This window comes from Bacillus sp. FSL W7-1346, from assembly GCF_038593335.1.
Classification (GTDB): domain Bacteria; phylum Bacillota; class Bacilli; order Bacillales; family Bacillaceae; genus Bacillus; species Bacillus altitudinis.
Genome location: NZ_CP151988.1, coordinates 3,321,093 through 3,344,332 on the forward strand (window position 1 = coordinate 3,321,093; position 23,240 = coordinate 3,344,332).

Below are 23,240 nucleotides of genomic sequence, written 5' to 3' on the forward strand. Positions count from 1 at the left end.
AAAAAGAGAAACGAAAGCATCAATCAATCGTTTCCCTTTTCTTCAGCAAGTTATTCGTGTAGTTTTAATGATTCTGCTGTAAGGATAGAACCCATTTCTTTCCCAGTGCTTGCTTGGTAGTAATGACCTTTACCAGCTTTAGCTACTTGCTTCAATTGACCTTCATAGCCATCGTTAAAGTCTAATCCAATCACATTGACTACAGTAGATCCCTTTGAGTTATGAAGCTCTTTCGCTACTTTCACTGGATCTCCACCACAAGTTTCTTCACCATCAGTAATTAAGTACACAATGTGTTTTGTTCCCTTATGAAGCTGCTTATCCGCTTGCTTTGCACTTTCAAGAGCACGTGCAATCGGTGTCCAGCCATTTGGTCCAAGACCGTTTAGAGAGTTTTCGAAACTATCCTTTTCATAAGGCTGAACGCCATAAACGCCTCTAATGACTTCACATGATTGAGCTTTACCTGAGTTTTTGTTGTTTCCTTCAGACCCAAACAAACTCATACGGATTTTAGCATCTTTCGGAAGAGACTGAGCAAATTTAAATACCTCTTGTTTTGCTAAATCGAATTTGCGCTCTCCATCCACTTTTCTTGCCATACTTCCACTTGCATCAAGTAAGATGGTCACTCTTACATCTTTCTTATGTTTTTTGGCTGATGCTGCTTCTGCAAATACTGGTGAAGAGATTGACATTGATAATGTCAATACAGCTAAGGTTACGAGTGTAAATACTTTTTTCAACATGCTTTTCCTTCCTCCTTATGTATTTGATTGAAACATCTTAATCGTAAAATATTCTGTCTTGGAATGGTATAGGACTCGATCCCTTTTTCTCTTTCATCAAAATCACTAAAATTCTGTCAGATGTCTAGATATATTCACCTAACGACTCTTTTGTCACCCTCGTTTTCTCATTCTTTCGAGGGGCTTTGTATCGGCCATCGGTTCTTGTCGGGATGTAAATGTTTAAGATTTCCTGAGGTGCGCCTTAAGTCGCAATTTGTCACATTCTGTTCAAACCTCTTCACACATGAAAAAAGATGCCCCCATTTTGAGGCACCTTTGCTTTTATTTCTTAGCCATATATGTGTTCAGAAAGCGATCAGCTGATTCAATTTTTATCCCTTGATAATAATGTTTCACGATCGCCTCTACTTTTTTACCTGACTGTGCCATATAATGTGCACCATACTGACTCATGCCCACACCATGGCCATACCCTTTTGTCGTAATTACGATTTGCTGACCCTTTCGTTCCCATGTAAAGTCCGCAGAGTGCAATCCTAGTGATTCGCGAATGTCTCTACCCGACAATGTTTTTCCGTTAATGACGGCTTTGGCTACTTGATTGCCTGGTGTACGTTCTACAATTTCTCCCACCTGCTGTTGGCCAAGGGTCACACCCAGTTTTTGCTGAAATTCGCTCACTGTGATGGTTTTCTTGTTTTGGAATTTGGGTGATTTTTCGTCCCATTTACTTGAGACGCTTTTCAAATAAGGGATTTCATTTTTCCAATAAGCTTCTGCATTTTCGGTTTTCCCATTACTTGTTGAAAAGAAGGAAGCATCAATTGGTTTTTCGTCATACGTCAGTACTTTCCCTTGTGTACTGGCGACAGCTTCTGTGACCTTTTTTAATTTCCAATTGTACGCTTTTCCCCAAATTTTCTTCAGTTCCTGTTTATTTTTGTACACTTGGAACATTTGAGTGTCATCTACAAGAGAACCTTGTGGAGATTTGACGGTTTTATCAATGATCATTTGTCTGACGATATACGTTCTAGCGGCGAGTGCCTGTGCCTTGAGCGCCTCAATTTCAAAATCGGCTGGCATTTCAGAAGCGACGACACCGATCACATACTCTTCTAAGGGGATGTTTTCTACCTGCTGATGCGCTGAACGGTAGACGGGAATGGAGACGGGTGATTGTTTCAATTTGACTGAACCTTTCACTTCTTTTTTAACTGTTGGTTCTGCTGCTACGTGTTGGCTGGCCGCTGGTTTTCCTTGGAACGTCGGCAACACGAGTAAGGTTGGAATCATTAAAATGATGATGCAAATTCCTGCGATTGTCCATATCATTGGTTTCATTTGGCTGCCCCCATTTGTCATTGAATCTCTTTTATCCTATGGGCAAGGACAAGCTAATATGACAGCTTCTTTCATTCATTGGACAAGTCTTTTGGTGATACGCTCGCGCTCTTCATCATTTGATTGACTGTTCGTCTTTATGAATAAAATTTAAAATGATTGGATACACTAATGATAAGCTTTTGAAAATGCAACCAGTCTATGATTCTAAAAAAAATCAGCATGCCCAAATGGACACACTGATTTCTTTTATCATTACGCGTTCAGATCTGATACAACTTGTTCTTGTGTCACATCTGCTGATTCATCATTTACTCTTTCAATGTCTGCACCGATTGCTGCTAGTTTTTGGTGGAAGTTCACATATCCACGATCAATATGCTTCAATTCAGTGACACGTGTATGACCTTCTGCCACTAATCCAGCAAGTACAAGTGCTGCTCCTGCTCTTAAATCAGTCGCTGCCACTTCAGCACCTTGAAGTTGAACAGGTCCATTGATAATCACAGAGCGACCCTCAATTTTAATATCGCCATTCATGCGGCGGAATTCTTCAGCATGCATAAAACGATTTTCAAACACAGTTTCTGTGATCATGCTTGTTCCGTTCGCACGAAGCAATAGCGCCATCATCTGAGATTGCATATCCGTTGGGAACCCAGGATGCGGCATTGTTTTTAGATCGATTGGCTTGAGCTCAGATGGTCCAATGACTCTTAAACCTTCTTCTTCTTCAATGATCTGAATACCCATTTCTTCCATTTTTGCCACAAGTGAAGTCATGTGCTCAGGCACAGCGCCTTTTACAAGAACATTTCCTTCAGTAATGGCTGCTGCCACCATAAACGTACCAGCTTCAATTCGGTCAGGGATGATGTTGTGTTTTGCACCGTGAAGTGTTTCTACACCTTCGATTTTGATTGTACCAGTTCCAGCCCCGCGAACCTTACCGCCCATGGCATTGATGTAGTTTGCCAAATCAACAATTTCAGGTTCTTTTGCTACGTTTTCTAAAATCGTCGTTCCTTCAGCCAATGCTGCTGCCATGATGATGTTTTCAGTTGCCCCTACACTTGGGAAATCCAAATAGATTTTTGCACCTTTTAAACGGCCATTTACTTCAGCCTCGATGAAACCATTACCTACTTGAATTTTAGCTCCCATTGCTTCAAAGCCTTTTAAATGCTGATCAATTGGTCTTGAACCAATCGCACAACCACCAGGTAATGCAACTCTTGCATGACCTGTTCTAGCTAAAAGTGGTCCCATGACGAGCACAGATGCTCTCATTTTACGGACGTACTCAAACGGAGCCTCAGTTTCTAGTGCATGAGATGCATCTACTGATACTTCGTTATTTTCAAAATGTACTTCTGCTCCTAAATGACGTAACACTTCATTGATTGTATATACATCGGAGAGCGTAGGTACATCACAAATTACGCTTTTTTCTGTACTTGCTAACAAAGATGCAGCGATAACTGGTAAAACGGCATTTTTTGCGCCTTCTACTTTAACTGTGCCGTTTAACTTTTGACCGCCGCGGACGATGATTTTTTCCAAGGTCTTCCCCTCCGCGTCCCAAATTCTCTATATTAATATTCAGTCGTTACGATTGGTGTGCCAACCGTAATCGTATGATTTTCGTTCATTTCCGAACTTCTGATGGCAATTTGAACATTCATTTTATCATTTGAAGTCATAATGAACTGTTCCCACTTCTCTGTGTAAGCGGAAAGCGACACAAAATTAGACTCAACGAGATACTCAACTGGTTTTGCTTGAAATTCATTTGCTATCATTTCAGCTTTTTTTTGCAAAACAACATCCATCATACCATTTACATGACCATCGAGACAAGTAAAAATCACAAATTTCTCTTGTAATATGCTTTTTGCATGACGTACGAACTGATCATATGTATGCTCCCAGGTATTCAGTGGGCGAGCACCTTTTTGCTCATATAATAAATACGACTTTTGGTTTGATTTTGTGTCGGTCTTCACGAGTAAAATTTTCGATAATGTATCATTTTTTTCATCTTTGTAAATTCCTGTGACTTTGGTGACATGTTTCTCTTTTTTTTCGGTCCACTCATACTGTCGTAGTTCGTCTTTCAAACGTTTCACTTTTTTTGAAAATTGTTCGGATGAAATGTCTATATTTGTTTTGGCATGAAGCGTCCATCCACTTACTTCGATTTGCTGGTTTTTCATACCTTCTGCTATTTGGGCGAGCGTGGATGTTTCTTCCGCCCGAACACCTTGAATCATCAGAACAAAAAAAAGAATAAATGCAAATAATGGCCAACCTTTTAAATACTTTCTCACTTGTCATTCCCCCTTGCTACAAGTGTTGCCGCAAGGAGGTCAATGCATACGTGGAAAAGTCATCAAAGGCCATATTTTTGACACTTCTTTTTACGTTCCCGCAGAAGGCAGTGACCAAACCTTTTATGTTAAAACATATAAGGGATTTGTCTGGAGAAATTTAAATAATCAAGGAAGAAATTGCTGACTGCCGATGCAATAGCAATCGTGAGCAGCATCATGAGCAATCTAGCTTGAATAATTTTTCCTTTTTTAATCAGTGGATCAATATTCACCGCAAGCAATGCCCACCACGTAATGGCGATAAAAAATAGGTGGATCACAATACTGACAATTGCTTGTTGTCCTACGTCTTCCATACACTTGAATCCTCCTTTTATTGATTTCTGTAAAGGAAAACTCCCTTTCATTATATCCTCCAAAATCGGAAAGATGAATCATTTGGAAAAAAGAGCTACATTTAGAGTGAATCCCCTCTTATTCTGATGAGAAGGAGATGATATACTGCGGTGGAAGGAGCTGATCATATTTGAAAGATTCTTTTCCTGACTTTGTTGATTTGTACGGAGAACTGGTTCCCTCATTTGAACATGAATGGGAAGCCATTGCTTTCTACTTTGATTATAGACAGACACAGCTAGAAGAATTAGCACAATTGTGTCATTTTCATAACATTTCTTTGGATTACTCAGAGGAAAGCCTTTATCAGTTAGAGTCATTATACTTCGATGCCTTCCGTCAGCAGCTTTTTGCTGAGTGGAAAATGCCAATAGATGCATTAGAAGCGATGTTGAGTGTGTATTTAGGAGAGGTTGTCATCCGTCATCATTCAGATGCTGATTGGGTCGTGCGGCCTTATATGGACTCTTCGCACCAATATACGCTTGGCTTACGCAGAAACAATAAAACATGGCATTGCAGTACGCAATTTTGCGAGCAGTTATATCTAGAAAAGCAAGCATCTCATCCGTATGTGTCGATGTATCAATCTCTCATGTCATCCTAAAAAAAATCCTTCTTATCACAGTGATAAGAAGGATTTTCTGTTTTATTTCCCTGCTACATTTAAACGGTTTAATGCCCGTTTTAATGCGAGTTCCGCCCTGCGTACATCACTTTCATTCGGGTGGTTCAAATGCTCTTCAGCACGCTGTTTCGCTGATTTTGCACGATCTACATCAACTTTGTCTGATGTTTCAGCAGCCTGAGCAAGAATGGTTACTTTTTCGGGGCGAACTTCAACAAATCCACCGCTTACTGCAACCAATTCAGTTGATCCACTATGTTTTAAGCGAACTGCACCGATTTTTAGCGGAGCAACCATTGGAACGTGGCCAGCTAAAATCCCAAGCTCACCGCTTTCTGCTCTTACACTGACCATTTCCACATCCGCTTCATACACTGGGCCGTCGGGAGTAACGATATTGACTTGAACGGTCTTCATGCTTTTACCCTCCTAAGGACCAGATTAGGCCTCTACACCCATCTCTTTGGCTTTTTCAACCACTTCTTCAATGCGGCCGACTAAGCGGAATGCATCTTCTGGAAGGTGATCGTATTTACCAGATAAGATTTCCTTGAAGCCTTTAACAGTTTCTTGCAATGGCACATAAGAACCTTTTTGGCCAGTGAACTGTTCTGCTACGTGGAAGTTTTGAGATAGGAAGAATTGAACACGACGAGCTCTGTGTACCACAAGCTTATCGTCCTCAGATAATTCATCCATACCTAAAATGGCAATGATATCTTGCAATTCTTTATAACGTTGCAATGTTTGCTGAACTTCACGCGCGATCGCATAATGCTCTTCGCCAACAATCTCAGGTGCAAGGGCACGAGATGTTGAAGCAAGTGGATCTACCGCTGGGTAAATCCCCATCTCTGTCAACTTACGCTCAAGGTTTGTCGTTGCATCAAGGTGAGCGAACGTTGTAGCTGGAGCTGGATCTGTATAGTCATCCGCAGGTACATAAATCGCTTGAATCGATGTAACCGATCCTACGTTTGTAGACGTGATACGCTCTTGAAGCTGACCCATTTCTGTTGCAAGAGTTGGCTGATAACCTACCGCTGAAGGCATACGTCCAAGAAGGGCTGATACTTCAGAACCTGCTTGTGTAAAGCGATAGATGTTATCGATGAAGAACAATACGTCTTGACCTTGTTCATCACGGAAATGCTCTGCCATTGTCAAACCAGTTAGAGCTACACGCATACGTGCACCTGGTGGTTCGTTCATTTGGCCGAAGACCATCGCTGTTTTTTCGATAACGCCAGAATCTTTCATTTCGTAGTAAAGGTCATTTCCTTCACGTGTACGCTCTCCAACACCAGCGAATACAGAAATACCGCCGTGTTCTTGTGCGATGTTGTTGATCAATTCTTGAATCAGAACGGTTTTACCAACACCGGCTCCACCGAATAGACCGATCTTTCCACCTTTGATGTAAGGAGCAAGAAGGTCAACAACTTTGATACCTGTTTCAAGAATTTCAACTTCTGTAGAAAGTTGATCAAAAGAAGGCGCTTGTCTGTGGATTGGGTCTCTTTGCGCTTCCACACCAAGTGGCTCATCTAAGTCAATGTTATCTCCCAGTACGTTGAATACACGTCCAAGTGTTACGTTACCAACTGGTACTGAAATTGGTTTTCCAAGGTCTACAGCTTCCATACCGCGCTTCACACCGTCTGTTGATGCCATTGCGATGGTTCTCACTGTATCATCACCTAAATGTAGTGCTACTTCTAAAGTTAAGTCGATATCAACTTCACTTTCGCTTTCCGCTTTATGCGAAACTTTGATCGCATTATAAATCTCAGGCAAGTGACCGTCTTCAAAACGAACGTCTACGACTGGTCCCATGATCTGACTGATGCGTCCTGTTTTCATTGCATTCCCTCCTGACAATTATTTCTATTCTAAGGCAGCTGCTCCGCCGACAATTTCTGTAATCTCTTGTGTAATCGCTGCTTGACGAGCACGGTTGTAAGAGAGTGTCAGGCTGTCGATCAATTCTTTTGCGTTGTCTGTTGCACTCTTCATTGCTGTCATCCTTGCAGCATGTTCACTTGCTTTGCTGTCAAGAAGCGCACCGAAAATCAAACTCTCTGCATATTGAGGAAGGAGAACTTCAAGAATTTCTTCTTCAGAAGGCTCAAACTCATAAGATGCGGAACGTTTATTTGGTGTCGCTGCGGCCGAAAGGTCCGTTAGCGGCAATAATTTTTTCTCTGTTACTTCTTGTGAAATGGCACTGACGAAATGGTTATAGAACATGTAAAGCTCATCAAACGCTTCATCAGAGAACATTTGCACTGTACTGCTTGCTAATTCTTTAATATCAGCAAACGCTACTTCGTCTCCAAGCCCTGTTACTTCAGAAATAACTGGAATACCACGCTTTTTGAAGAAGTCGCGTCCGATTTTACCAATCACAATCACCGCATATTCATCAGCAGATTGATGACGAGATTGAATGGCTTGGTAAGCGGCACGTAAAATCGAGCTGTTAAAAGGTCCTGCAAGTCCTCGATCAGATGTAATGACGAGATACCCTGTTTTCTTAACAGGTCTTGAAAGAAGCATTGGGTGCTTAGCACTTGTTCCAGTTGCGATTGCCGCAACGACTTCTTGGATTTTCTCCATGTATGGAACAAAGGACTTCGCATTATTTTCAGCACGATTCAGTTTCGCAGCTGATACCATTTGCATCGCTTTTGTGATCTGACTCGATTTTTTTGTTGACGTGATCCTTGACTTAATATCGCGTAATGAGGCCAAAGATTTCACCACCTTTTTTCAGGAATCCGTGTTCATTTACGTGAAAAGAGAGAAAAAGAGAATCTTTTTCTCTCGGAAAGATTACTAATTAGTTGCTTGGTGCAAACGTACGTTTAAAGCCTTCGATCGCTGCTTTCCACTCTTCATCAGCAGGCATGTTTCCTGTTTGAGAGATTGTGTCAAACAAGTCTTTATGGTTTTCTTCAATGTACATGAATAACTCAGCTTCAAAGCGTTTGACATCAGCAATCGCTACATCATCTAAGTATCCTCTTGTCAGTGCATAAAGAATCGCTACTTGTTTTTCAACTTTCAGCGGTTTGTTCAAGTCTTGTTTTAAGACTTCAACTGTTCTAGCACCACGGTTTAATTTGGCTTGAGTCGCTTGGTCTAGATCAGATCCAAACTGAGCGAATGCTTCAAGCTCACGATAAGAAGCAAGATCCAAACGAAGTGTACCTGCTACCTTTTTCATCGCTTTGATTTGTGCAGAACCACCTACACGAGATACAGACAATCCTGCGTTTACCGCTGGACGTACGCCTGAGAAGAAGAGGTCAGATTGTAAGAAGATCTGTCCATCTGTGATTGAGATAACGTTTGTTGGGATATATGCAGAGATATCACCAGCTTGCGTTTCTACGAAAGGCAATGCTGTGATAGAACCGCCACCCTTTTCATCACTAAGCTTCGCTGCACGCTCTAATAAACGAGAGTGAAGATAGAAAACATCACCAGGGAATGCTTCACGGCCTGGAGGACGACGAAGCAATAATGAAAGCTCACGGTAAGCTGCCGCTTGTTTAGAAAGGTCATCATATACAACAAGCACATGCTTGCCGTTATACATGAATTCCTCACCCATCGTTACACCTGCATAAGGAGCAAGGTAAAGAAGTGGAGCTGGCTGTGATGCAGAAGCTGTGACAACGATTGTGTAGTCAAGCGCACCATGCTTACGAAGTGTTTCAACAACACCACGAACAGTTGATTCTTTTTGTCCGATCGCTACATAGATACAGATCATGTCTTGATCTTTTTGGTTCAGGATCGTATCGATTGCAACAGATGTTTTACCTGTTTGACGGTCCCCAATGATCAATTCACGCTGTCCGCGTCCGATTGGAATCAAGGCATCAATTGCTTTAATTCCCGTTTGAAGCGGCTCATGTACCGATTTACGATCCATAACGCCTGGTGCTTCACTTTCAATTGGACGTGTTTTGCTTGTTAAAATTGGACCTAGTCCATCAACAGGCTGACCAAGTGGGTTCACAATACGTCCGATTAACTCTTCTCCTACTGGAACCTCCATGATACGACCTGTACGTTTTACGTCGTCACCTTCACGGATATCTTTGTAAGGTCCTAAGATTACGATACCTACGTTAGACTCCTCAAGGTTTTGAGCCATACCCATTACACCGTTAGAGAACTCAACAAGCTCTCCTGCCATAATGTTGTCAAGGCCATGTACACGCGCGATACCGTCCCCTACTTGAATGACTGTACCGACATCTTTTACTTCAATTTCAGATTGATAGTTTTGGATTTGCTGCTTTATCAGCGCGCTAATCTCTTCAGCTTTGATACTCACTAAGGTTTCACCCCTTCTAACGATTTTCGCCTGCAAGCTGACGTTCAATGCGGGAAAGCTTTCCGCTGACACTGCCGTCATAAATGCGGTTTCCGATACGGATTTTCACTCCGCCTATTAGATCCTTGTCAATCACGTTTTCTACACGCAGTGATGTGACTCCGGCTTTTTTGGCAAATACTTCAGATAAAGATTGAATTTCAGCTCCGCTGAGCGGTTTAACTGAATACACGATCGCATCGTCTATTTGTTTCGTATGGTTTGCAAGTTTCACAAACTCAGACGCCATTTCAGGAAAAATATTCGTGCGCCCGCGGTCAATCAGTAAATACATTGTGTGCAAAACATATGTCGAAACACCTTTGAAAGCTTCTGCAATCAGATGTTTCTTTTTGTCTGCCGTAATCTTCGGATGAACAAGAAAGTCATTTAATTCTTGGTCAGCCTTGAGAACTTTTTTGATCTCATTCAGCTCTTTTTCAGTTTCGTCTACTGCCGAAGAAGCAAGAACGATGTCAAAAAGAGCAGAAGCGTAACGCTTAGAGACAATAGTCACGCTCATCGGCTTTCGCCTGCCTCTTTAAGATACTCTTGGATCAATTTCTCTTGTGCTTGCTCATCAAGTTCTTTTTCAATCACTTTAGAAGCAATTAATACAGAAAGTGATGCAACTTGCTCGCGCAGTGCAGCCACAGCTTGTTCTTTTTCTTTCACGATTTCAGTTCTAGCAGACTCTTTCAAGCGCTCTGATTCTTGACGTGCTGCTTGAATGATGTCTTCTTTTTGTTTCTCACCAATCTTTTTCGCATTTTCGATGAGTGTATGTGATTCTTCGCGTGCTTCTTTCAATAAGACACGTTGTTCTTCAAGAAGCTTTTCAGCTTGAACGTGCTTTTCTTCAGCACTTGAAATTTCATTTCCTATATAATCTTCACGCTGTTTCATAATCCCTAATAAAGGCTTAAGCGCAAATTTCTTTAAAAGTGCAAGCAGGATGAGCATAGCGATCAGCTGGAATATGATATCTCCGGTGTTTAGACCTGCTCCTAAAACTACTGGTAACTGAGACATTTAGTACGGCAACTCCCTTCTTTAAATAATATGTTAAGAAACAAAACATAAAGGAATGGCGAAGTTTCGAACTAATCTGATCTTCGCCATTAAAATTCATATTAGAACGCTTCTCACATATTAACCAAAGAATGCCAAGAATGCGATAACGACAGCGATAATTGGAAGTGCCTCAACTAAAGCTACCCCGATGAACATAAGTGTTCTTAGTTCTCTACCAGCTTCTGGCTGACGAGCGATTCCTTCAACTGTTTTAGATACGATTAGACCGTTACCAATACCTGCTCCTAGTGCTCCTAAACCGATTGCAATTGCTGCTGCTATTAAATTCATTAAAAAGCTCCTCCTTTAAAATAACGTCCTTTTTGGACTCTCAATTTTTTAGTGTTCGTCGCTGACTTTATGGGAGATATACACCATTGTCAGCATGGTGAAGATAAATGCCTGGATGGTTCCGACAAACAAACTGAATGCCTGCCATACAATCATCGGCACGATGGCACCTAATGTACCAATGATACCTAGTGCAAGGTTTTGCGAATAGAAATTAGTCGCAAGTCCTGCAAGTAAACCAAGAAGAATCTCTCCAGCGAAAATATTTCCATAAAGACGCAAACCAAGTGTTAATGTGTTTGCAAATTCTTCAATAATTTTCAGCGGTACTAAAAGTGGGATTGGTCTAAAGTAGTCTTTTGTATATTCCTTGACTCCTTTTGCTTTAACACCATAGTAGTGTGTCAATCCCATGACCATAACCGCTAGTGTCATTGTGATTCCAGGATCAGCAGTTGGTGATTTCCACCATAAGTTGTGATCGACCGTAATCGAGAATGGCAGTCCAAGCATGTTTGAAACAAATATGTACATGAGTAATGTAACGCCAAGCGCTAGAAATGGGGCTCCTGTTTTCATGTCCATCGAACTACCTATGATATTTCGAACAAAATCAACAATCCATTCCATGAAGTTCTGCGCCTTTGTCGGACGAATAGCCAGAACACGAGTAGTCAGCACCGCTATGAGAAGAACGATGATACTAGCAATCGTAATCATGAGAACATTGGATAAGTTGAACGTTAACCCTAAAAATTCTGTAGTTTTTGAACTGTGACCCAAAGAGTATTCACCTCTCTTCCATAGTAGAACGTTTAAGTTGAATGAAGGAATCTATCATAATGACAGGATATATTGTCATTAATCCTATAACAACACCTGCCAGATGAACTTCGTTAGGGTAACGCCAAGCAATCGCTACTGCGAGAATTGCGTTGGCCCACCTGGCTGTACTTCCCATTGAACGAATAGATTTTCCTTTTTTAACTGCTCGATCAAAAGCATGCATTCTCCGAATAAGCAGGAATAAATTAAAGAAAGCAAAAATTGTGCCGATAATGAAACCAAGAAACAGTGGTTTAAAACCAGGCATGGCATAGCCAAACACAAAAATTGCCAATAAATAGAACATATATTTACTCTGTCTGCGGAAAATGACGTTTGGATCGTTCATTCATCTGACTCCCGATGAAAAATATTGTAAAAAAGGTGATAAATGGTGATGAAAACTGCGTAGAAGACGCTTATGATAAGCCGTCCTATTTGAAAAAAATCAATCACCCATCGGTCTAATTGTGCAATCAGACTTGAAATCTTTAGATCTATGGGATTCTGCTTCATTCGCTGATACAAACCCTGATTATTAAAGGGTTCACAATGAGGATTAGTAGAGTGCTATAGGCTATGAAAACCTTACCATAATACCCTCGTTTAGCATACAATAGCGTCTATGATGTGTCAATCCGTTGAAAGTTAAAAAACTTTTCTATAATGAGAGAGCACACAAAATGTTCACAATTTCATCAAACTTTAGGAGAGTTGTGACATTCATTCAAAAAAACTGCTAATGTTCAGTATACATTGATTTTTCTAAGAACGATATCAACCGTTTGTCATATTTTTCAAAAAAGCCCACATGCACGTTTGCATGTGGGCTTTTCATGAATCATTCTTATTTTGTTCCATACATACGGTCACCAGCATCACCAAGACCTGGGATGATGTAACCTTTTTCGTTTAACTTCTCATCTAATGCCGCAATGTAGATATCAACATCTGGATGATGTTTTTGCATTTCTTCTACACCTTCTGGCGCAGCAATCAGACACATGAAGCGGATGTTTTTCGCACCGCGTTTTTTCAAGCTGTTTAATGCTTCTACTGCTGATCCGCCCGTTGCAAGCATTGGGTCTACTACGATAAATTCACGCTCTTCCACATCAGATGGAAGCTTCACATAATATTCAACAGGCTTTAATGTCTTCGGATCACGGTATAAACCGACATGTCCCACTTTGGCAGCTGGAATGAGTTTCAAAATCCCGTCTACCATTCCAAGACCTGCTCTTAAAATCGGCACAACTCCGAGTTTTTTACCTGAGATCACGTTTGATTTAGCGACTTGTACAGGTGTTTCTACATCTACCTCTTCAAGCGGTAAGTCTCTTGTGATTTCAAATGCCATTAATGTTGCGACTTCATCCACTAGCTCTCTAAATTCTTTTGTTCCTGTATGAACGTCACGAATATATGTAAGTTTGTGCTGAATAAGCGGGTGATCAAATACATAAACCTTTGCCATTGCTTGCTACAACTCCTTTTCTGTCATCTTCCGGTGAACTTTGCACACTTCCTACAATTCTACATAAAAAGACATCATCTTTCAATATGATTCGCAAATCCTACAAAAAAAACCCACATGCCAAAAATAGGCAAATGGGTCTGCATTTTAATAATCTAATTCATGATATAGAGGGAAACGAGCTGTCAGATCAGATACACGCTTTTTCGCCTCTTCTAATTTCGCTTCATCTTCATGATGTTTCAGAGCAAGCGCAATAATGGAACCGACTTCTTTCATCGCTTCTTGATCGAAGCCTCGGCTTGTCACTGCTGCTGTACCTACACGTACACCACTTGTAACAAATGGTTTCTCTGGATCATAAGGAATCGCATTTTTGTTCACTGTGATACCAATTTCATCAAGAACGTTTTCTGCAATTTTTCCTGTAATGCCAAGAGAGCGCAAGTCGATGAGAACAAGATGGTTGTCTGTTCCACCAGATACAAGCTGAATATCCTCAGATAAAAGTGTTTCAGCTAGTTGTTTTGCGTTATCAATCACGTTTTGTGCATATGTTTTGAAATCTCCGTTCAATACTTCACCGAAAGAAACAGCTTTTGCAGAGATCACATGCATGAGTGGTCCACCTTGAATACCAGGGAAGATCGATTTGTCGATCTTTTTACCAAACTCTTCACGGCATAGAATCATTCCGCCGCGAGGTCCGCGTAATGTTTTGTGAGTTGTCGTTGTCACAAAATCAGCGTAAGGAACTGGATTTGGATGAAGACCTGCTGCAACAAGACCCGCGATGTGAGCCATGTCCACCATAAAGTAAGCACCGACTTCATCGGCAATTTCACGGAACTTTTTGAAATCAATTTGACGTGGGTAAGCACTTGCCCCCGCTACGATTAGTTTCGGCTTATGCTCACGTGCTTTTTCAAGTACATCTTGGTAGTCGATATGCTGTGTTTCTTTATCTACACCGTATTCTACAAAGTTGTACTGTACGCCGCTAAAGTTTACAGGGCTTCCATGTGTTAAATGCCCGCCATGTGATAAGTTCATGCCTAGCACTGTATCGCCATGCTCAAGGATTGTAAAGTATACGGCCATATTCGCTTGAGCACCTGAGTGAGGCTGTACGTTCACATACTCAGCGCCAAAAATTTCTTTTGCGCGGTCACGTGCGATATCTTCTACAACGTCTACATGTTCACAGCCGCCATAGTAGCGTTTACCAGGGTAACCTTCTGCATATTTGTTTGTTAAGACAGAGCCCTGCGCTTCCATGACTGCTTCGCTTACGAAGTTTTCTGATGCAATTAATTCGATTTTGTCCTGCTGGCGTTTCCGCTCTAGTTGAATTGCTTTGAATACTTGTGCGTCTTGCTCAGGTAAATGTTTCATCAGCGAAATCCTCTCCAATCTATTTCCATTCGATGTTTTCACCATCTCATTGTACACGGTTTTTGAGTAAAATGTAAAAGTTTTTTTTGGAAAATCGACTTCTTTTTTATGAAAACCCGAATATTCAAGGGGTGAAGCGTCTTCATCATTCAACATTATATTAGAAATATATCCGAACTATGATCTTGTATAAACGGCTCGTTCTCCGCCAATCAGCTTTGGACGAGTTTTTGCAAACGTCACATGTGCTTGTCCTAATTGATGACGGCTGAGACGGACCGGTACGGCTACCCGCTTTAAGTGCATGCCGATGAATGTATCACCGATATCAATACCTGCATGTGCTGAAATGGATTCAACTAGCACAGGGTGTTCCATTTGCTGATACGCATGAGCCGCCATAGAACCACCCGCCTGACGGACAGGTACTGCCGCTACAATTTCTAAGTTAAGCCGGTACGCCACCTCTTCTTCCACAACGAGGGCACGATTCAAATGCTCGCAGCATTGGAAGGCCAATTCAATTCCTGTCTCGCGTCTCAGTTGATCGAGCTCTTGATAAATAGCTTCAGCAATTTGCTCACTTCCCGCTGTCCCAATGTGCTCGCCAGCCACTTCTGACGTACTGCAGCCAATCACTAAAATGTGGCCAGCTCGCAGTTCAACTGTTTGATGAAACTCTTTTAACATCTCAAGCCAATCTTGACCAATGTTCATGTTAAGCGCTCCTTACAGGTGCTTTTCTTCGTAATCAGCGATTTTACCAATCCGCACAGCATGACGTCCTGCAGTAAATTCTGTTGTCAGCCAAATATGAGCAATCTCTCTTGCCAATCCTGGCCCAATGACTCGTTCTCCCATCGCAAGAACATTTGTATCGTTATGTTCTCTCGTCGCCTTTGCACTGAATGTATCATGCGCCAGTGCACAGCGGATGCCTTTCACTTTGTTTGCTGAAATGCTCATACCGATACCTGTCCCGCAAATCAAAATGCCGCGATCGACTTCTCCGTTTGCCACCATATTGGCTACAGGAAAAGCATAGTCAGGGTAGTCTACAGAACCTGATCCACATTCACAACCCATATCAATGTATTCAATCTTTAATTCATCCATTAGTTGTTTGATTTCTTCACGAATATTCGTTCCGCCGTGATCGGATGCAATGGCTACTTTCATCGGGCAATTCCTCCTAAGGGTGAGTTGATCTGTCATGTCTTACATTCATTTTTTATTTACAGTTTTATTTTAACCTCTACCTAGTCATTTGCAAACAAAAGCAGAAAAACCGTTTGCGCAACGGTTTTACAGGTTGTCCATTTATGAGGATTTGTGATCCTGTTTAAGCTTTTTAGCAAGTTGATACAATAGCGTTTCTAGTTCATCTCGTGTCTCCTGATAAATGGAGAGACTCCCTCCAAATGGATCCGACACGTCACCTTCTGATCCTGTCGCAAATTCTTTTAGAGTGAAGACCTTGTCTTTCACATGAGCGTATTGCTCTACAATCAACTGCTTATGCTGAATCGTCATGGTAAAGACATAATCTGCTTCATGAAGAAGTTCTTCTGTTAGTTTAGACGATGAGTGATTCAGTGGAATGCTTTTCTCAAATAATGCTTCGACTGCTTGAGGAGAAGCCTTCCCTGCATCAGAGGCGAAGATGCCCGCTGATTTTACAGTGACCTGTAAGCCTTTTTCATCTGCAATGGAGGAAAAAAGGGCTTGAGCCATCGGACTTCTGCAAGTATTTCCCGTACAAACAAATAAGATATTCATCTTTCGACCTCCTTTTCTTCTATTATATAGCATTTCATTCTACATGTTATGTAAGGAGACTGGCTAGAGCGGAAATAATAATTTGATTCCAAAGGCTAGTAAAATAAACCCGCCAAGCGCACCGCTATATGAACCTACCCATGACCGAACCTGTTTACCGAGTAATAATCCAAGCCATGTGAGCATCATACTAAAAAAGCCAAACAATAAAATGGTCATCAACACCCGAGAACCGTAAATCCCCAGGCTTAAGCCAACGGAAAAACTATCTAAACTCACACTTGTTGCAAAAAGAACGAGACCGGCCCCAACAGGTGCGATAAATGGCTTATCTTCTTTTCGGATAGAAGCGATGATCATTTGAAGACCCAGCACCAAAAGCAGCGCCCCGCCAATATAGGTTGCTAGGAGCCCAAGCCAGCCAGATAAAAGCTGACCTGTCAGCATGCCAAAAAGAGGCATAAACATATGAAATATCCCAATGACAAGTCCAATATAAAGGATCTGGCGGAATCTCAGCTGAATCATCCCCATGCCGAGTCCAACCGAAAAGGCATCCATTCCAAGTGCAAAAGCCATGATACTGAGTGTCAGCAATTCGCCAGCTAGTTCATTCATGTAAATCCCCCTTGGACACGCATTCTCCTTTAACCTATGTTTGTCCAAGAGAGGTTAGAACTATTTGAATGAAGAGAGGGTACGCCCTCCTGCCGCTTTTTGCAGACGGTTCATGATCGCAGAACCAACTCCCTGCTCTGAGAAGGCTTCTGAAATGATCAAGTCTACATCCGTTTCATCAAATTGTCTCAGCACACGATATAAGTTTGCCGCAACCGTTTCAGGCTTTTCTCTCCATCCACAGCTAAAGATAACATCTGCCGCAAACCATTCCTTCTTTTCTTCTGTCGTCAGCACACCTACTTTTAGCCCTTCAGCTCGGTACTTCTGAATGTGCAGCTGCATGTCTTCATCACTTCCATGAAATATATACATTTGTGCTTCAGGTGCATAATGTGTGTATTTCATTCCCGGCGATACAGGCGCCTCATCCTTTTTCGTCAGCCCTGGATCTATGTTGACTGTTCCCACGACCTCTTCTAACGCTTCTTTTGTAATACCGCCCGGCCTTAAGATCACTGGAATCTCGTCTATACAGGATACAACCGTTGACTCCACACCAATACCTGTTGAACCACCATCGACAATGCCAGCAATTTTCCCATCAAGATCACTCGCGACATGATCCGCAAGTGTCGGCGACGGTTTTCCCGAACGGTTGGCACTTGGCGCGGCAATTGGCAGACCAGCTGCTCGGATGAGTTCAAGCGCAACAGGATGATTAGGCATTCTTACGCCTACTGTAGATAAACCTGCCGTCACCTGCTTTGATAATGTGCCCGGCTTACAAGGTAGAACAATGGTGAGAGCGCCTGGCCAAAAGGCATCCATCAGCGCTGTTACTTTTTCATTTTCTATTTGCGCAAATTCATGAAGCTGTTGAACGTCCGCAATGTGAACAATCAACGGATTATCACTTGGGCGTCCTTTCGCTTCATAAATTTTTTTCACAGCCTCTGTCTCTTTTGCATTTGCCCCTAGTCCATAAACCGTTTCTGTCGGAAAAGCGACCACTTCATTTTTCCGCAACAACAGAGCTGCTTGTTCAATTTGTGGATAGTATGTGGATAAATCCTTTTTTAAATCCACAGACCACCTTTTTGTATTTAACATCATACAAACTCCTTTTAAAAAAGATAAAACTGTTGATATATCTCAATTATCCTTTTGAAAGTATAAAAGATGATGCTAAATAAAACAAGCGTTGTCCACAATTTGTGGATAACGCTTGTTTTAAAGTGGATAAGTATGTGAATAAGTCCGGTGTTTTGTGATTAACTAGCTGTTTTTTGCAGCACAACCGCCTGCTCTTTTCCCAACGACTCTTTTGCATGCGCAGATACCCACACACTTTCTGGGATTTCCTCTATAGGCGTAAAGCCCATCAGCGCTAAAAAATCATGCGAAGAGGAGTGATTAGCTACTACATAAAAGGTTTCCACACCTTGTTTTTCCCCTAGCGTTTGAACACTTTGAAACAGAGAAACGATATGCCCCTGACCAAGTTTATCTGATATCACAAGTGATCTTAGCAATCCTTCTTGTTCATTTAGTCGTTCAAGACCTAAACAGCCTGCAAGCTCACCGTCTGCATCTTCCATGACCACAAATGACGTACGCTCTGCAATCGTCACCCCGCCTTTTGCTTGGCCTTTTTCAAGAAAAGCATTAATGGCCGGAGCATCTTCTTCTGTCGCTATTCTTAATTGATAATACATGCTTTCACCTCTTTTTGTTCTCTTACTTCAACTCTATGAGGCAAAAACAGATTTAGACCTTTTTTAAGAGAAAAGACTAGAGACCCATTCGAACAGAAAGAATTTCACTTCACCCGTCTCTTCTTCTTTTACCACTTCATTGACAGATTCATTTGATGGCTCTGCGGCTACCTGCTCTTTATCATCTCCTTCTGGTGAGGCGATCGCTTCTCCGTTTGAAAAATCGATAAAGCAGAGAGGTGGGAATAACACACACCACCAATTGGCTCCGTCTCCTTCCCCTAACGTAATCAAAATGGCTTCATATTTCCCAGCAGGATAAACAAAGTTGCCATAAAGCTTTGTTGGAAATGAAGCTTTTTGAAAGCTGACCGATACGGATTGATCAATGTGTTGTTCCTTTAATTTTGCTTTGGCAATACGATTGATGTCTGGAAGCTTTGAACGAATCACACGTCTAGCTTCTTCAATGGATGTGAGGTCTTTCACCCACTCCGTTATATTGGCATTGACCTCATCTCGAATACTTCGTTTCACATCTTGATCTGCCGACCGGTCACTGTTGGCTAAAATGCGTAAACGAATGGCTTCATCTGGAATCACAACAGGCTGATTGGCAGAAGCAGCCGCCGTCTCCTCTTTTCCAAGGTTTGCAAAAGCACCACATAATAATAGAAACATATAAAGACAAATCATCATTTTACTTTTGAACATGATGTGTTCCCCCCACTTTTTCTTTTCGCTACAAACATTGTGTCCAGGAAACGCATCTCGTAAACAGCAAAAATGATTTTTTTAATAGATTATGAGGTCAGCCTCTTTATGAGAGGAGCGAATCAACATTTCTCCTGCACGCAAAAAGCCGTTCAACTTATGAACGGCTTTTTAGTGAGGATTGGTAATCGGAAGGGTACAATCTCCCATCCCAATCTCGGCTGATTTTTAAACCCGAATCTGTTTTGATGACTGTCATTGCGCCTTTTTTCTCGATTTCCTTTTTGACCTTTCCTTTATGGTCAATAAATTGAATGATCATTTCATAGTCAAATTCAATCCTGTCATCGCTTTCATCTGAAGGTGTAAACGTAATTTTTTTCAGTTTAATTTGACAATCTTGATCTTTTGCTGCTTCTAATACACTTGGAAACATGCTGTCTTGTGTATATTCTTGATATTCATGCTCGGTTAAATAATCCTTCAACTTCTCCTTCATGTCAGATAGGTCATCCGTTCGATTCACTGTGTATTGTGCTTTTTTATAGTTTTCCCCAAATGCTGCTGCTTCTTTTTTAAAGCTCGGTTTACCGCAAGCACTCACAATCAATAGTACACTGACGATGACCAACACCATCGCATACCTTCTGTTCACACCATTCGCTCCTTCAAAACAAATTTATGTAAAAAACCATGATCAGAATGTTCATTCTTCTATATATACGTTTCCCTTTTACCATAAGTTTCATCTTTACATAATAAAATAGTCCGACTTTATTCAGCCGGACTTCCGTTTTGAATGTGTGCGCAAACTGCTCGATCCTTTCCGTTGATGTCCTTGATGATATGAACATCAGCTGAAGGGAACGCCTGCAAAAGAAGCGCTTTTACATCTTGTGCTTGTGTATGTCCTATTTCAAAGACAACCACCGCTTGCTGATGAAGTACCTTGTGGAGATCACAGGCGATACGCTCATAAAACCACAGGCCATCACGCCCATCTGTCAGCGCATTGACAGGTTCATGCTTTGTGACAACCTCTGATAAACCATCCATTTCTTCTGCCGCAATATAAGGCGGATTGGAAATAAACACATCGACTTTGATGCCTTGAGCCATAATCGGTTCAAGTAAATCCCCTTGGACAAAATGAACGTCTACACCAAGCGCTTCTTGATTTCGCTTTGCTACTTCAAGTGCTTCATGTGAAATATCCGTCGCTGTCACAGTGAGAGATTCTTTTTCAAGAGCTAACGTAATCGCAATTGCACCGCTACCTGTTCCTACATCAACTGCTTTGAGCGGTTGATCATTAGGAAACACACGATTCATCATATTCAATGCCGCCAGCACCACTTCCTCCGTTTCAGGACGAGGAATCAGAACGTGTTTGTTTACTTCAAAAGGACGCCCATAAAAAAATTCAACACCCGTTAAATGCTGCACAGGCACTCCACGCTTGTGCTGCGCGACGAACTCACTGAATTGTGAATCTTGCTCCTCTGGCAGTGGATCATGAAAACGGGCAAGAAGTTCACTTCTGCTCCATCCCAGCACATGCATCAACATTAACTCTGCTGCGTTTTGGTCTCTGCCCGCTTCCGTTAACAAAGAAGAAGCCCATTTAAGGGCTTCAAAGATCGTTCGCTCTTTATTTTGCATTTTGAAGTTTTCTTGCTTGGTCTTCCATAATTAATGCATCAATGACCTCGTCAAGTTTTCCTTCTAAAATTTGATCAAGCTTTTGAATCGTCAATCCAATGCGGTGGTCCGTCACGCGGTTTTGCGGGAAATTGTACGTACGGATACGCTCTGAACGATCCCCTGTTCCAACAGCAGATTTACGGGTTTGGTCATATTCAGCTTGTGCTTCACGCTGGAATTTATCATAAATTCTCGCACGCAAAACTTTCATCGCTTTTTCTTTGTTTTTGATTTGTGATTTCTCATCCTGACAGGAAACCACTACACCGGTTGGAAGGTGAGTCAAACGAACAGCAGACATTGTGGTATTAACACTTTGTCCCCCTGGTCCGCTTGATGCGAATGTATCCACACGAATATCTTTTTCGTGGATATCAATTTCAACTTCCTCAGCCTCAGGTAATACAGCAACTGTCGCTGTTGATGTATGAATACGGCCGCCTGACTCAGTTTCAGGAACACGCTGCACGCGGTGTGCACCGTTTTCAAACTTTAGTTTAGAATATGCACCTTTACCGCTAATCATAAAGATGATCTCCTTATAACCGCCAGTTCCAGTGACACTCGCTTCCATAACTTCCGTTTTCCAGCCTTGCATTTCAGCATAACGGCTGTACATACGGTACAGGTTTCCTGCAAACAGCGCAGCCTCTTCTCCACCCGCTGCACCACGAACCTCCACAATAACGTTCTTATCGTCATTCGGATCTTTCGGGATGAGCAAGATTTTCAGCTCGTCTTCTAAACGTTCTGTTTCATCTGTGAGCTCTGAAATTTCTTCTTTGACCATGTCGCGCATGTCGGCATCGAGCTTATCTTCAAGCATGGCTTTCGCATCACTTAGCTGATCGTATGCCGCACGATATTGTCTATATACCTCAACAGTTTCTTGAATATCAGATTGTTCCTTCGAGTATTCGCGAAGCTTCTTAGGGTCGTTCACCACTTCAGGGTCACTTAAATATTCATTTAGCTTTTCATAGCGTTCTTCAATTGATTTTAAACGGTCTAACATGGTCTTCACCTCTGTTTTGTGCGTAACAGTCTAATTATAGTATAGCGGGGTATGACAGTCAAAAAAATTTCCAAAACAATTGATTTTCTGCAATTTTTCACTAGAAAACACGATCTTTGGCGATTGGTTACTTGTTTTGTCTAACGTGAAGGAACGGATGCTCCCGAAAGAGAATGGTACTTATAATTGAAAAAAGGGAGGGCATTTGGTTTGAATACAAATGAGGTTGCAAAGGAAATTGGTGTATCTTCAAAAACCATTCAGCGCTGGGTCAAACAGCTCAACATCCCTGTCGCCCGGAATGAACTTGGACATTACGAATTTCACGATGACATTGTCCAGCTGCTCAAAGAGGTCAAACACCAAATGAACGAAGGTGTGATTCTCCATGACATTAGACTGCCGATCCATGAAGAAACCGCCCAGCAATTATCACCTGCTGTAGAAACTTCTGACTCATCAAAACGGATAGAAGCCTTAGAAGAACAAGTGAAACAGCTCCTTCAAGAGCAATCACATTTCAGTCATATTGAAGCCCGTTTTCAAGAATTAGAACGGAAACTCGCTAAGAAAGCAGATGAAGGCGTTTCCTACCAGCTCCTCCAGCACAGAAGAGAAATTGAAGAATTAACTGCAAAATTAGAACGCCTCACAGCCACATTGACAAAACCAAAACCATCAAAAGAAGAAGAAAAGGAAAAGGCACACCCCGAAATGAAAAAAAAGCGTGTGCTCTTCCCTCTGTTTCATTCATTTCGCTAAGAAAGGCTGCCTAACGAGGCAGCCT

At 41.8% G+C, this 23,240-nt stretch carries 28 protein-coding genes; 2 read left to right on the top strand and 26 right to left on the bottom strand.

The genetic code is table 11. The features are described from left to right. Positions 1-50 precede the first annotated feature (50 nt). The 5 genes from NST09_RS17120 to NST09_RS17140 all read right to left on the bottom strand — a co-directional run bounded on the left by NST09_RS17120 (position 51) and on the right by NST09_RS17140 (position 4,785). Complete coding sequence (locus tag NST09_RS17120) at positions 51-749, bottom strand: VWA domain-containing protein (RefSeq protein WP_008343379.1); 699 nt, start codon at positions 747-749, stop codon at positions 51-53. Between the two features lie 324 nt (positions 750-1,073). Continuing rightward, positions 1,074-2,096, bottom strand: coding sequence for a stage II sporulation protein D (gene spoIID / locus NST09_RS17125; RefSeq protein WP_342493151.1), 1,023 nt, complete (start codon positions 2,094-2,096; stop codon positions 1,074-1,076). Between the two features lie 255 nt (positions 2,097-2,351). Continuing rightward, on the bottom strand, positions 2,352-3,659 hold the full coding sequence (gene murA, locus NST09_RS17130; RefSeq protein WP_007497616.1) for a UDP-N-acetylglucosamine 1-carboxyvinyltransferase: 1,308 nt from the start codon (positions 3,657-3,659) through the stop codon (positions 2,352-2,354). 32 nt (positions 3,660-3,691) lie between these two features. After that, on the bottom strand, positions 3,692-4,426 hold the full coding sequence (locus tag NST09_RS17135; protein ID WP_008343385.1) for a YwmB family TATA-box binding protein: 735 nt from the start codon (positions 4,424-4,426) through the stop codon (positions 3,692-3,694). Positions 4,427-4,554: 128 nt separating this feature from the next. Next, positions 4,555-4,785 (bottom strand): DUF1146 family protein, encoded by a 231-nt coding sequence (locus NST09_RS17140; protein WP_008343389.1) that lies wholly within the window; start codon positions 4,783-4,785, stop codon positions 4,555-4,557. 170 nt (positions 4,786-4,955) lie between these two features. Here NST09_RS17140 and NST09_RS17145 point away from each other — a divergent pair, with 170 nt between their 5' ends. Further along, entirely contained in the window at positions 4,956-5,432 is a 477-nt protein-coding gene (locus NST09_RS17145; protein ID WP_007497620.1) for a hypothetical protein, read from the top strand. A gap of 42 nt (positions 5,433-5,474) precedes the next feature. Here the strand turns inward: NST09_RS17145 and NST09_RS17150 are convergent, their stop codons facing one another. The 21 genes from NST09_RS17150 to prfA all read right to left on the bottom strand — a co-directional run bounded on the left by NST09_RS17150 (position 5,475) and on the right by prfA (position 22,453). Then, on the bottom strand, positions 5,475-5,870 hold the full coding sequence (locus NST09_RS17150) for a F0F1 ATP synthase subunit epsilon (RefSeq protein ID WP_008343393.1): 396 nt from the start codon (positions 5,868-5,870) through the stop codon (positions 5,475-5,477). A gap of 24 nt (positions 5,871-5,894) precedes the next feature. Next, entirely contained in the window at positions 5,895-7,316 is a 1,422-nt protein-coding gene (gene atpD, locus NST09_RS17155) for a F0F1 ATP synthase subunit beta (RefSeq protein ID WP_008343395.1), read from the bottom strand. A gap of 24 nt (positions 7,317-7,340) precedes the next feature. Beyond that, complete coding sequence (locus NST09_RS17160; RefSeq protein WP_007497628.1) at positions 7,341-8,207, bottom strand: F0F1 ATP synthase subunit gamma; 867 nt, start codon at positions 8,205-8,207, stop codon at positions 7,341-7,343. Positions 8,208-8,295: 88 nt separating this feature from the next. Next, positions 8,296-9,804: a F0F1 ATP synthase subunit alpha gene (gene atpA / locus NST09_RS17165; protein ID WP_008343398.1), complete on the bottom strand. Its 1,509-nt coding sequence runs from the start codon at positions 9,802-9,804 to the stop codon at positions 8,296-8,298. A gap of 16 nt (positions 9,805-9,820) precedes the next feature. After that, positions 9,821-10,366, bottom strand: coding sequence for a F0F1 ATP synthase subunit delta (locus NST09_RS17170; protein ID WP_052320297.1), 546 nt, complete (start codon positions 10,364-10,366; stop codon positions 9,821-9,823). Then, positions 10,363-10,875: a F0F1 ATP synthase subunit B gene (gene atpF, locus NST09_RS17175; RefSeq protein WP_007497634.1), complete on the bottom strand. Its 513-nt coding sequence runs from the start codon at positions 10,873-10,875 to the stop codon at positions 10,363-10,365. The genes NST09_RS17170 and atpF overlap by 4 nt, the downstream gene beginning before the upstream one ends. A 120-nt stretch (positions 10,876-10,995) precedes the next feature. Continuing rightward, positions 10,996-11,208 (bottom strand): F0F1 ATP synthase subunit C, encoded by a 213-nt coding sequence (atpE, locus tag NST09_RS17180; RefSeq protein WP_003214968.1) that lies wholly within the window; start codon positions 11,206-11,208, stop codon positions 10,996-10,998. Positions 11,209-11,256: 48 nt separating this feature from the next. Beyond that, on the bottom strand, positions 11,257-11,991 hold the full coding sequence (atpB, locus tag NST09_RS17185) for a F0F1 ATP synthase subunit A (RefSeq protein ID WP_342493152.1): 735 nt from the start codon (positions 11,989-11,991) through the stop codon (positions 11,257-11,259). A gap of 7 nt (positions 11,992-11,998) precedes the next feature. Next, the gene (locus NST09_RS17190) at positions 11,999-12,382 is read right to left on the bottom strand and encodes an ATP synthase subunit I (protein ID WP_007497639.1); all 384 of its coding nucleotides are present in this window, start codon (positions 12,380-12,382) and stop codon (positions 11,999-12,001) included. 498 nt (positions 12,383-12,880) lie between these two features. Continuing rightward, complete coding sequence (gene upp, locus NST09_RS17195; protein WP_003214553.1) at positions 12,881-13,510, bottom strand: uracil phosphoribosyltransferase; 630 nt, start codon at positions 13,508-13,510, stop codon at positions 12,881-12,883. Positions 13,511-13,657: 147 nt separating this feature from the next. Next, positions 13,658-14,905 (bottom strand): serine hydroxymethyltransferase, encoded by a 1,248-nt coding sequence (gene glyA, locus NST09_RS17200; RefSeq protein WP_026050167.1) that lies wholly within the window; start codon positions 14,903-14,905, stop codon positions 13,658-13,660. A gap of 177 nt (positions 14,906-15,082) precedes the next feature. After that, on the bottom strand, positions 15,083-15,622 hold the full coding sequence (locus NST09_RS17205) for a TIGR01440 family protein (RefSeq protein ID WP_041091410.1): 540 nt from the start codon (positions 15,620-15,622) through the stop codon (positions 15,083-15,085). A gap of 12 nt (positions 15,623-15,634) precedes the next feature. Next, on the bottom strand, positions 15,635-16,084 hold the full coding sequence (gene rpiB / locus NST09_RS17210; RefSeq protein WP_003214714.1) for a ribose 5-phosphate isomerase B: 450 nt from the start codon (positions 16,082-16,084) through the stop codon (positions 15,635-15,637). A gap of 141 nt (positions 16,085-16,225) precedes the next feature. Beyond that, a complete protein-coding gene (locus NST09_RS17215; protein WP_017360042.1) occupies positions 16,226-16,684 on the bottom strand; it encodes a low molecular weight protein arginine phosphatase in 459 nt (152 codons plus the stop codon). A gap of 63 nt (positions 16,685-16,747) precedes the next feature. Next, entirely contained in the window at positions 16,748-17,302 is a 555-nt protein-coding gene (locus NST09_RS17220) for a manganese efflux pump MntP family protein (protein ID WP_052320298.1), read from the bottom strand. A gap of 60 nt (positions 17,303-17,362) precedes the next feature. Then, a complete protein-coding gene (locus NST09_RS17225; RefSeq protein WP_080995717.1) occupies positions 17,363-18,415 on the bottom strand; it encodes an L-threonylcarbamoyladenylate synthase in 1,053 nt (350 codons plus the stop codon). 161 nt (positions 18,416-18,576) lie between these two features. Further along, entirely contained in the window at positions 18,577-19,020 is a 444-nt protein-coding gene (locus tag NST09_RS17230) for a general stress acyl- n-acyltransferase (RefSeq protein WP_052320300.1), read from the bottom strand. Between the two features lie 63 nt (positions 19,021-19,083). Next, positions 19,084-19,734, bottom strand: coding sequence for a stage II sporulation protein R (spoIIR, locus tag NST09_RS17235; protein ID WP_007497652.1), 651 nt, complete (start codon positions 19,732-19,734; stop codon positions 19,084-19,086). A 157-nt stretch (positions 19,735-19,891) separates the two neighbouring features. Further along, positions 19,892-20,371 carry a hypothetical protein gene (locus tag NST09_RS17240; RefSeq protein ID WP_017360046.1) on the bottom strand — a complete coding sequence of 160 codons (480 nt, stop codon included), beginning with the start codon at positions 20,369-20,371 and terminating at the stop codon, positions 19,892-19,894. Positions 20,372-20,508: 137 nt separating this feature from the next. Beyond that, positions 20,509-21,396 (bottom strand): peptide chain release factor N(5)-glutamine methyltransferase, encoded by an 888-nt coding sequence (gene prmC, locus NST09_RS17245; RefSeq protein ID WP_342493153.1) that lies wholly within the window; start codon positions 21,394-21,396, stop codon positions 20,509-20,511. After that, positions 21,386-22,453: a peptide chain release factor 1 gene (prfA, locus tag NST09_RS17250; RefSeq protein ID WP_017360048.1), complete on the bottom strand. Its 1,068-nt coding sequence runs from the start codon at positions 22,451-22,453 to the stop codon at positions 21,386-21,388. Before prfA ends, prmC begins: the two co-directional genes overlap by 11 nt. Positions 22,454-22,663: 210 nt before the next feature. Here prfA and racA point away from each other — a divergent pair, with 210 nt between their 5' ends. After that, entirely contained in the window at positions 22,664-23,215 is a 552-nt protein-coding gene (gene racA, locus NST09_RS17255) for a chromosome-anchoring protein RacA (protein WP_342493154.1), read from the top strand. Positions 23,216-23,240 lie beyond the last annotated feature (25 nt).

Excerpts from the sequence above, each read along its gene's own strand:
- NST09_RS17120 (WP_008343379.1), bottom strand. The coding sequence starts at position 749 with ATGTTGAAAAAAGTATTTACACTCGTAACCTTAGCTGTATTGACATTA.
- spoIID (WP_342493151.1), bottom strand. The coding sequence starts at position 2,096 with ATGAAACCAATGATATGGACAATCGCAGGAATTTGCATCATCATTTTA.
- NST09_RS17140 (WP_008343389.1), bottom strand. The coding sequence starts at position 4,785 with ATGGAAGACGTAGGACAACAAGCAATTGTCAGTATTGTGATCCACCTA.
- NST09_RS17150 (WP_008343393.1), bottom strand. The coding sequence starts at position 5,870 with ATGAAGACCGTTCAAGTCAATATCGTTACTCCCGACGGCCCAGTGTAT.
- atpD (WP_008343395.1), bottom strand. The coding sequence starts at position 7,316 with ATGAAAACAGGACGCATCAGTCAGATCATGGGACCAGTCGTAGACGTT.
- NST09_RS17170 (WP_052320297.1), bottom strand. The coding sequence starts at position 10,366 with ATGAGCGTGACTATTGTCTCTAAGCGTTACGCTTCTGCTCTTTTTGAC.
- atpF (WP_007497634.1), bottom strand. The coding sequence starts at position 10,875 with ATGTCTCAGTTACCAGTAGTTTTAGGAGCAGGTCTAAACACCGGAGAT.
- atpE (WP_003214968.1), bottom strand. The coding sequence starts at position 11,208 with ATGAATTTAATAGCAGCAGCAATTGCAATCGGTTTAGGAGCACTAGGA.
- NST09_RS17190 (WP_007497639.1), bottom strand. The coding sequence starts at position 12,382 with ATGAACGATCCAAACGTCATTTTCCGCAGACAGAGTAAATATATGTTC.
- upp (WP_003214553.1), bottom strand. The coding sequence starts at position 13,510 with ATGGCAAAGGTTTATGTATTTGATCACCCGCTTATTCAGCACAAACTT.
- glyA (WP_026050167.1), bottom strand. The coding sequence starts at position 14,905 with ATGAAACATTTACCTGAGCAAGACGCACAAGTATTCAAAGCAATTCAA.
- NST09_RS17205 (WP_041091410.1), bottom strand. The coding sequence starts at position 15,622 with ATGAACATTGGTCAAGATTGGCTTGAGATGTTAAAAGAGTTTCATCAA.
- rpiB (WP_003214714.1), bottom strand. The coding sequence starts at position 16,084 with ATGAAAGTAGCCATTGCATCCGATCACGGCGGAACGAATATTCGTGAA.
- NST09_RS17215 (WP_017360042.1), bottom strand. The coding sequence starts at position 16,684 with ATGAATATCTTATTTGTTTGTACGGGAAATACTTGCAGAAGTCCGATG.
- NST09_RS17220 (WP_052320298.1), bottom strand. The coding sequence starts at position 17,302 with ATGAATGAACTAGCTGGCGAATTGCTGACACTCAGTATCATGGCTTTT.
- NST09_RS17225 (WP_080995717.1), bottom strand. The coding sequence starts at position 18,415 with ATGTTAAATACAAAAAGGTGGTCTGTGGATTTAAAAAAGGATTTATCC.
- NST09_RS17230 (WP_052320300.1), bottom strand. The coding sequence starts at position 19,020 with ATGTATTATCAATTAAGAATAGCGACAGAAGAAGATGCTCCGGCCATT.
- spoIIR (WP_007497652.1), bottom strand. The coding sequence starts at position 19,734 with ATGTTCAAAAGTAAAATGATGATTTGTCTTTATATGTTTCTATTATTA.
- NST09_RS17240 (WP_017360046.1), bottom strand. The coding sequence starts at position 20,371 with ATGGTGTTGGTCATCGTCAGTGTACTATTGATTGTGAGTGCTTGCGGT.
- prmC (WP_342493153.1), bottom strand. The coding sequence starts at position 21,396 with ATGCAAAATAAAGAGCGAACGATCTTTGAAGCCCTTAAATGGGCTTCT.
- prfA (WP_017360048.1), bottom strand. The coding sequence starts at position 22,453 with ATGTTAGACCGTTTAAAATCAATTGAAGAACGCTATGAAAAGCTAAAT.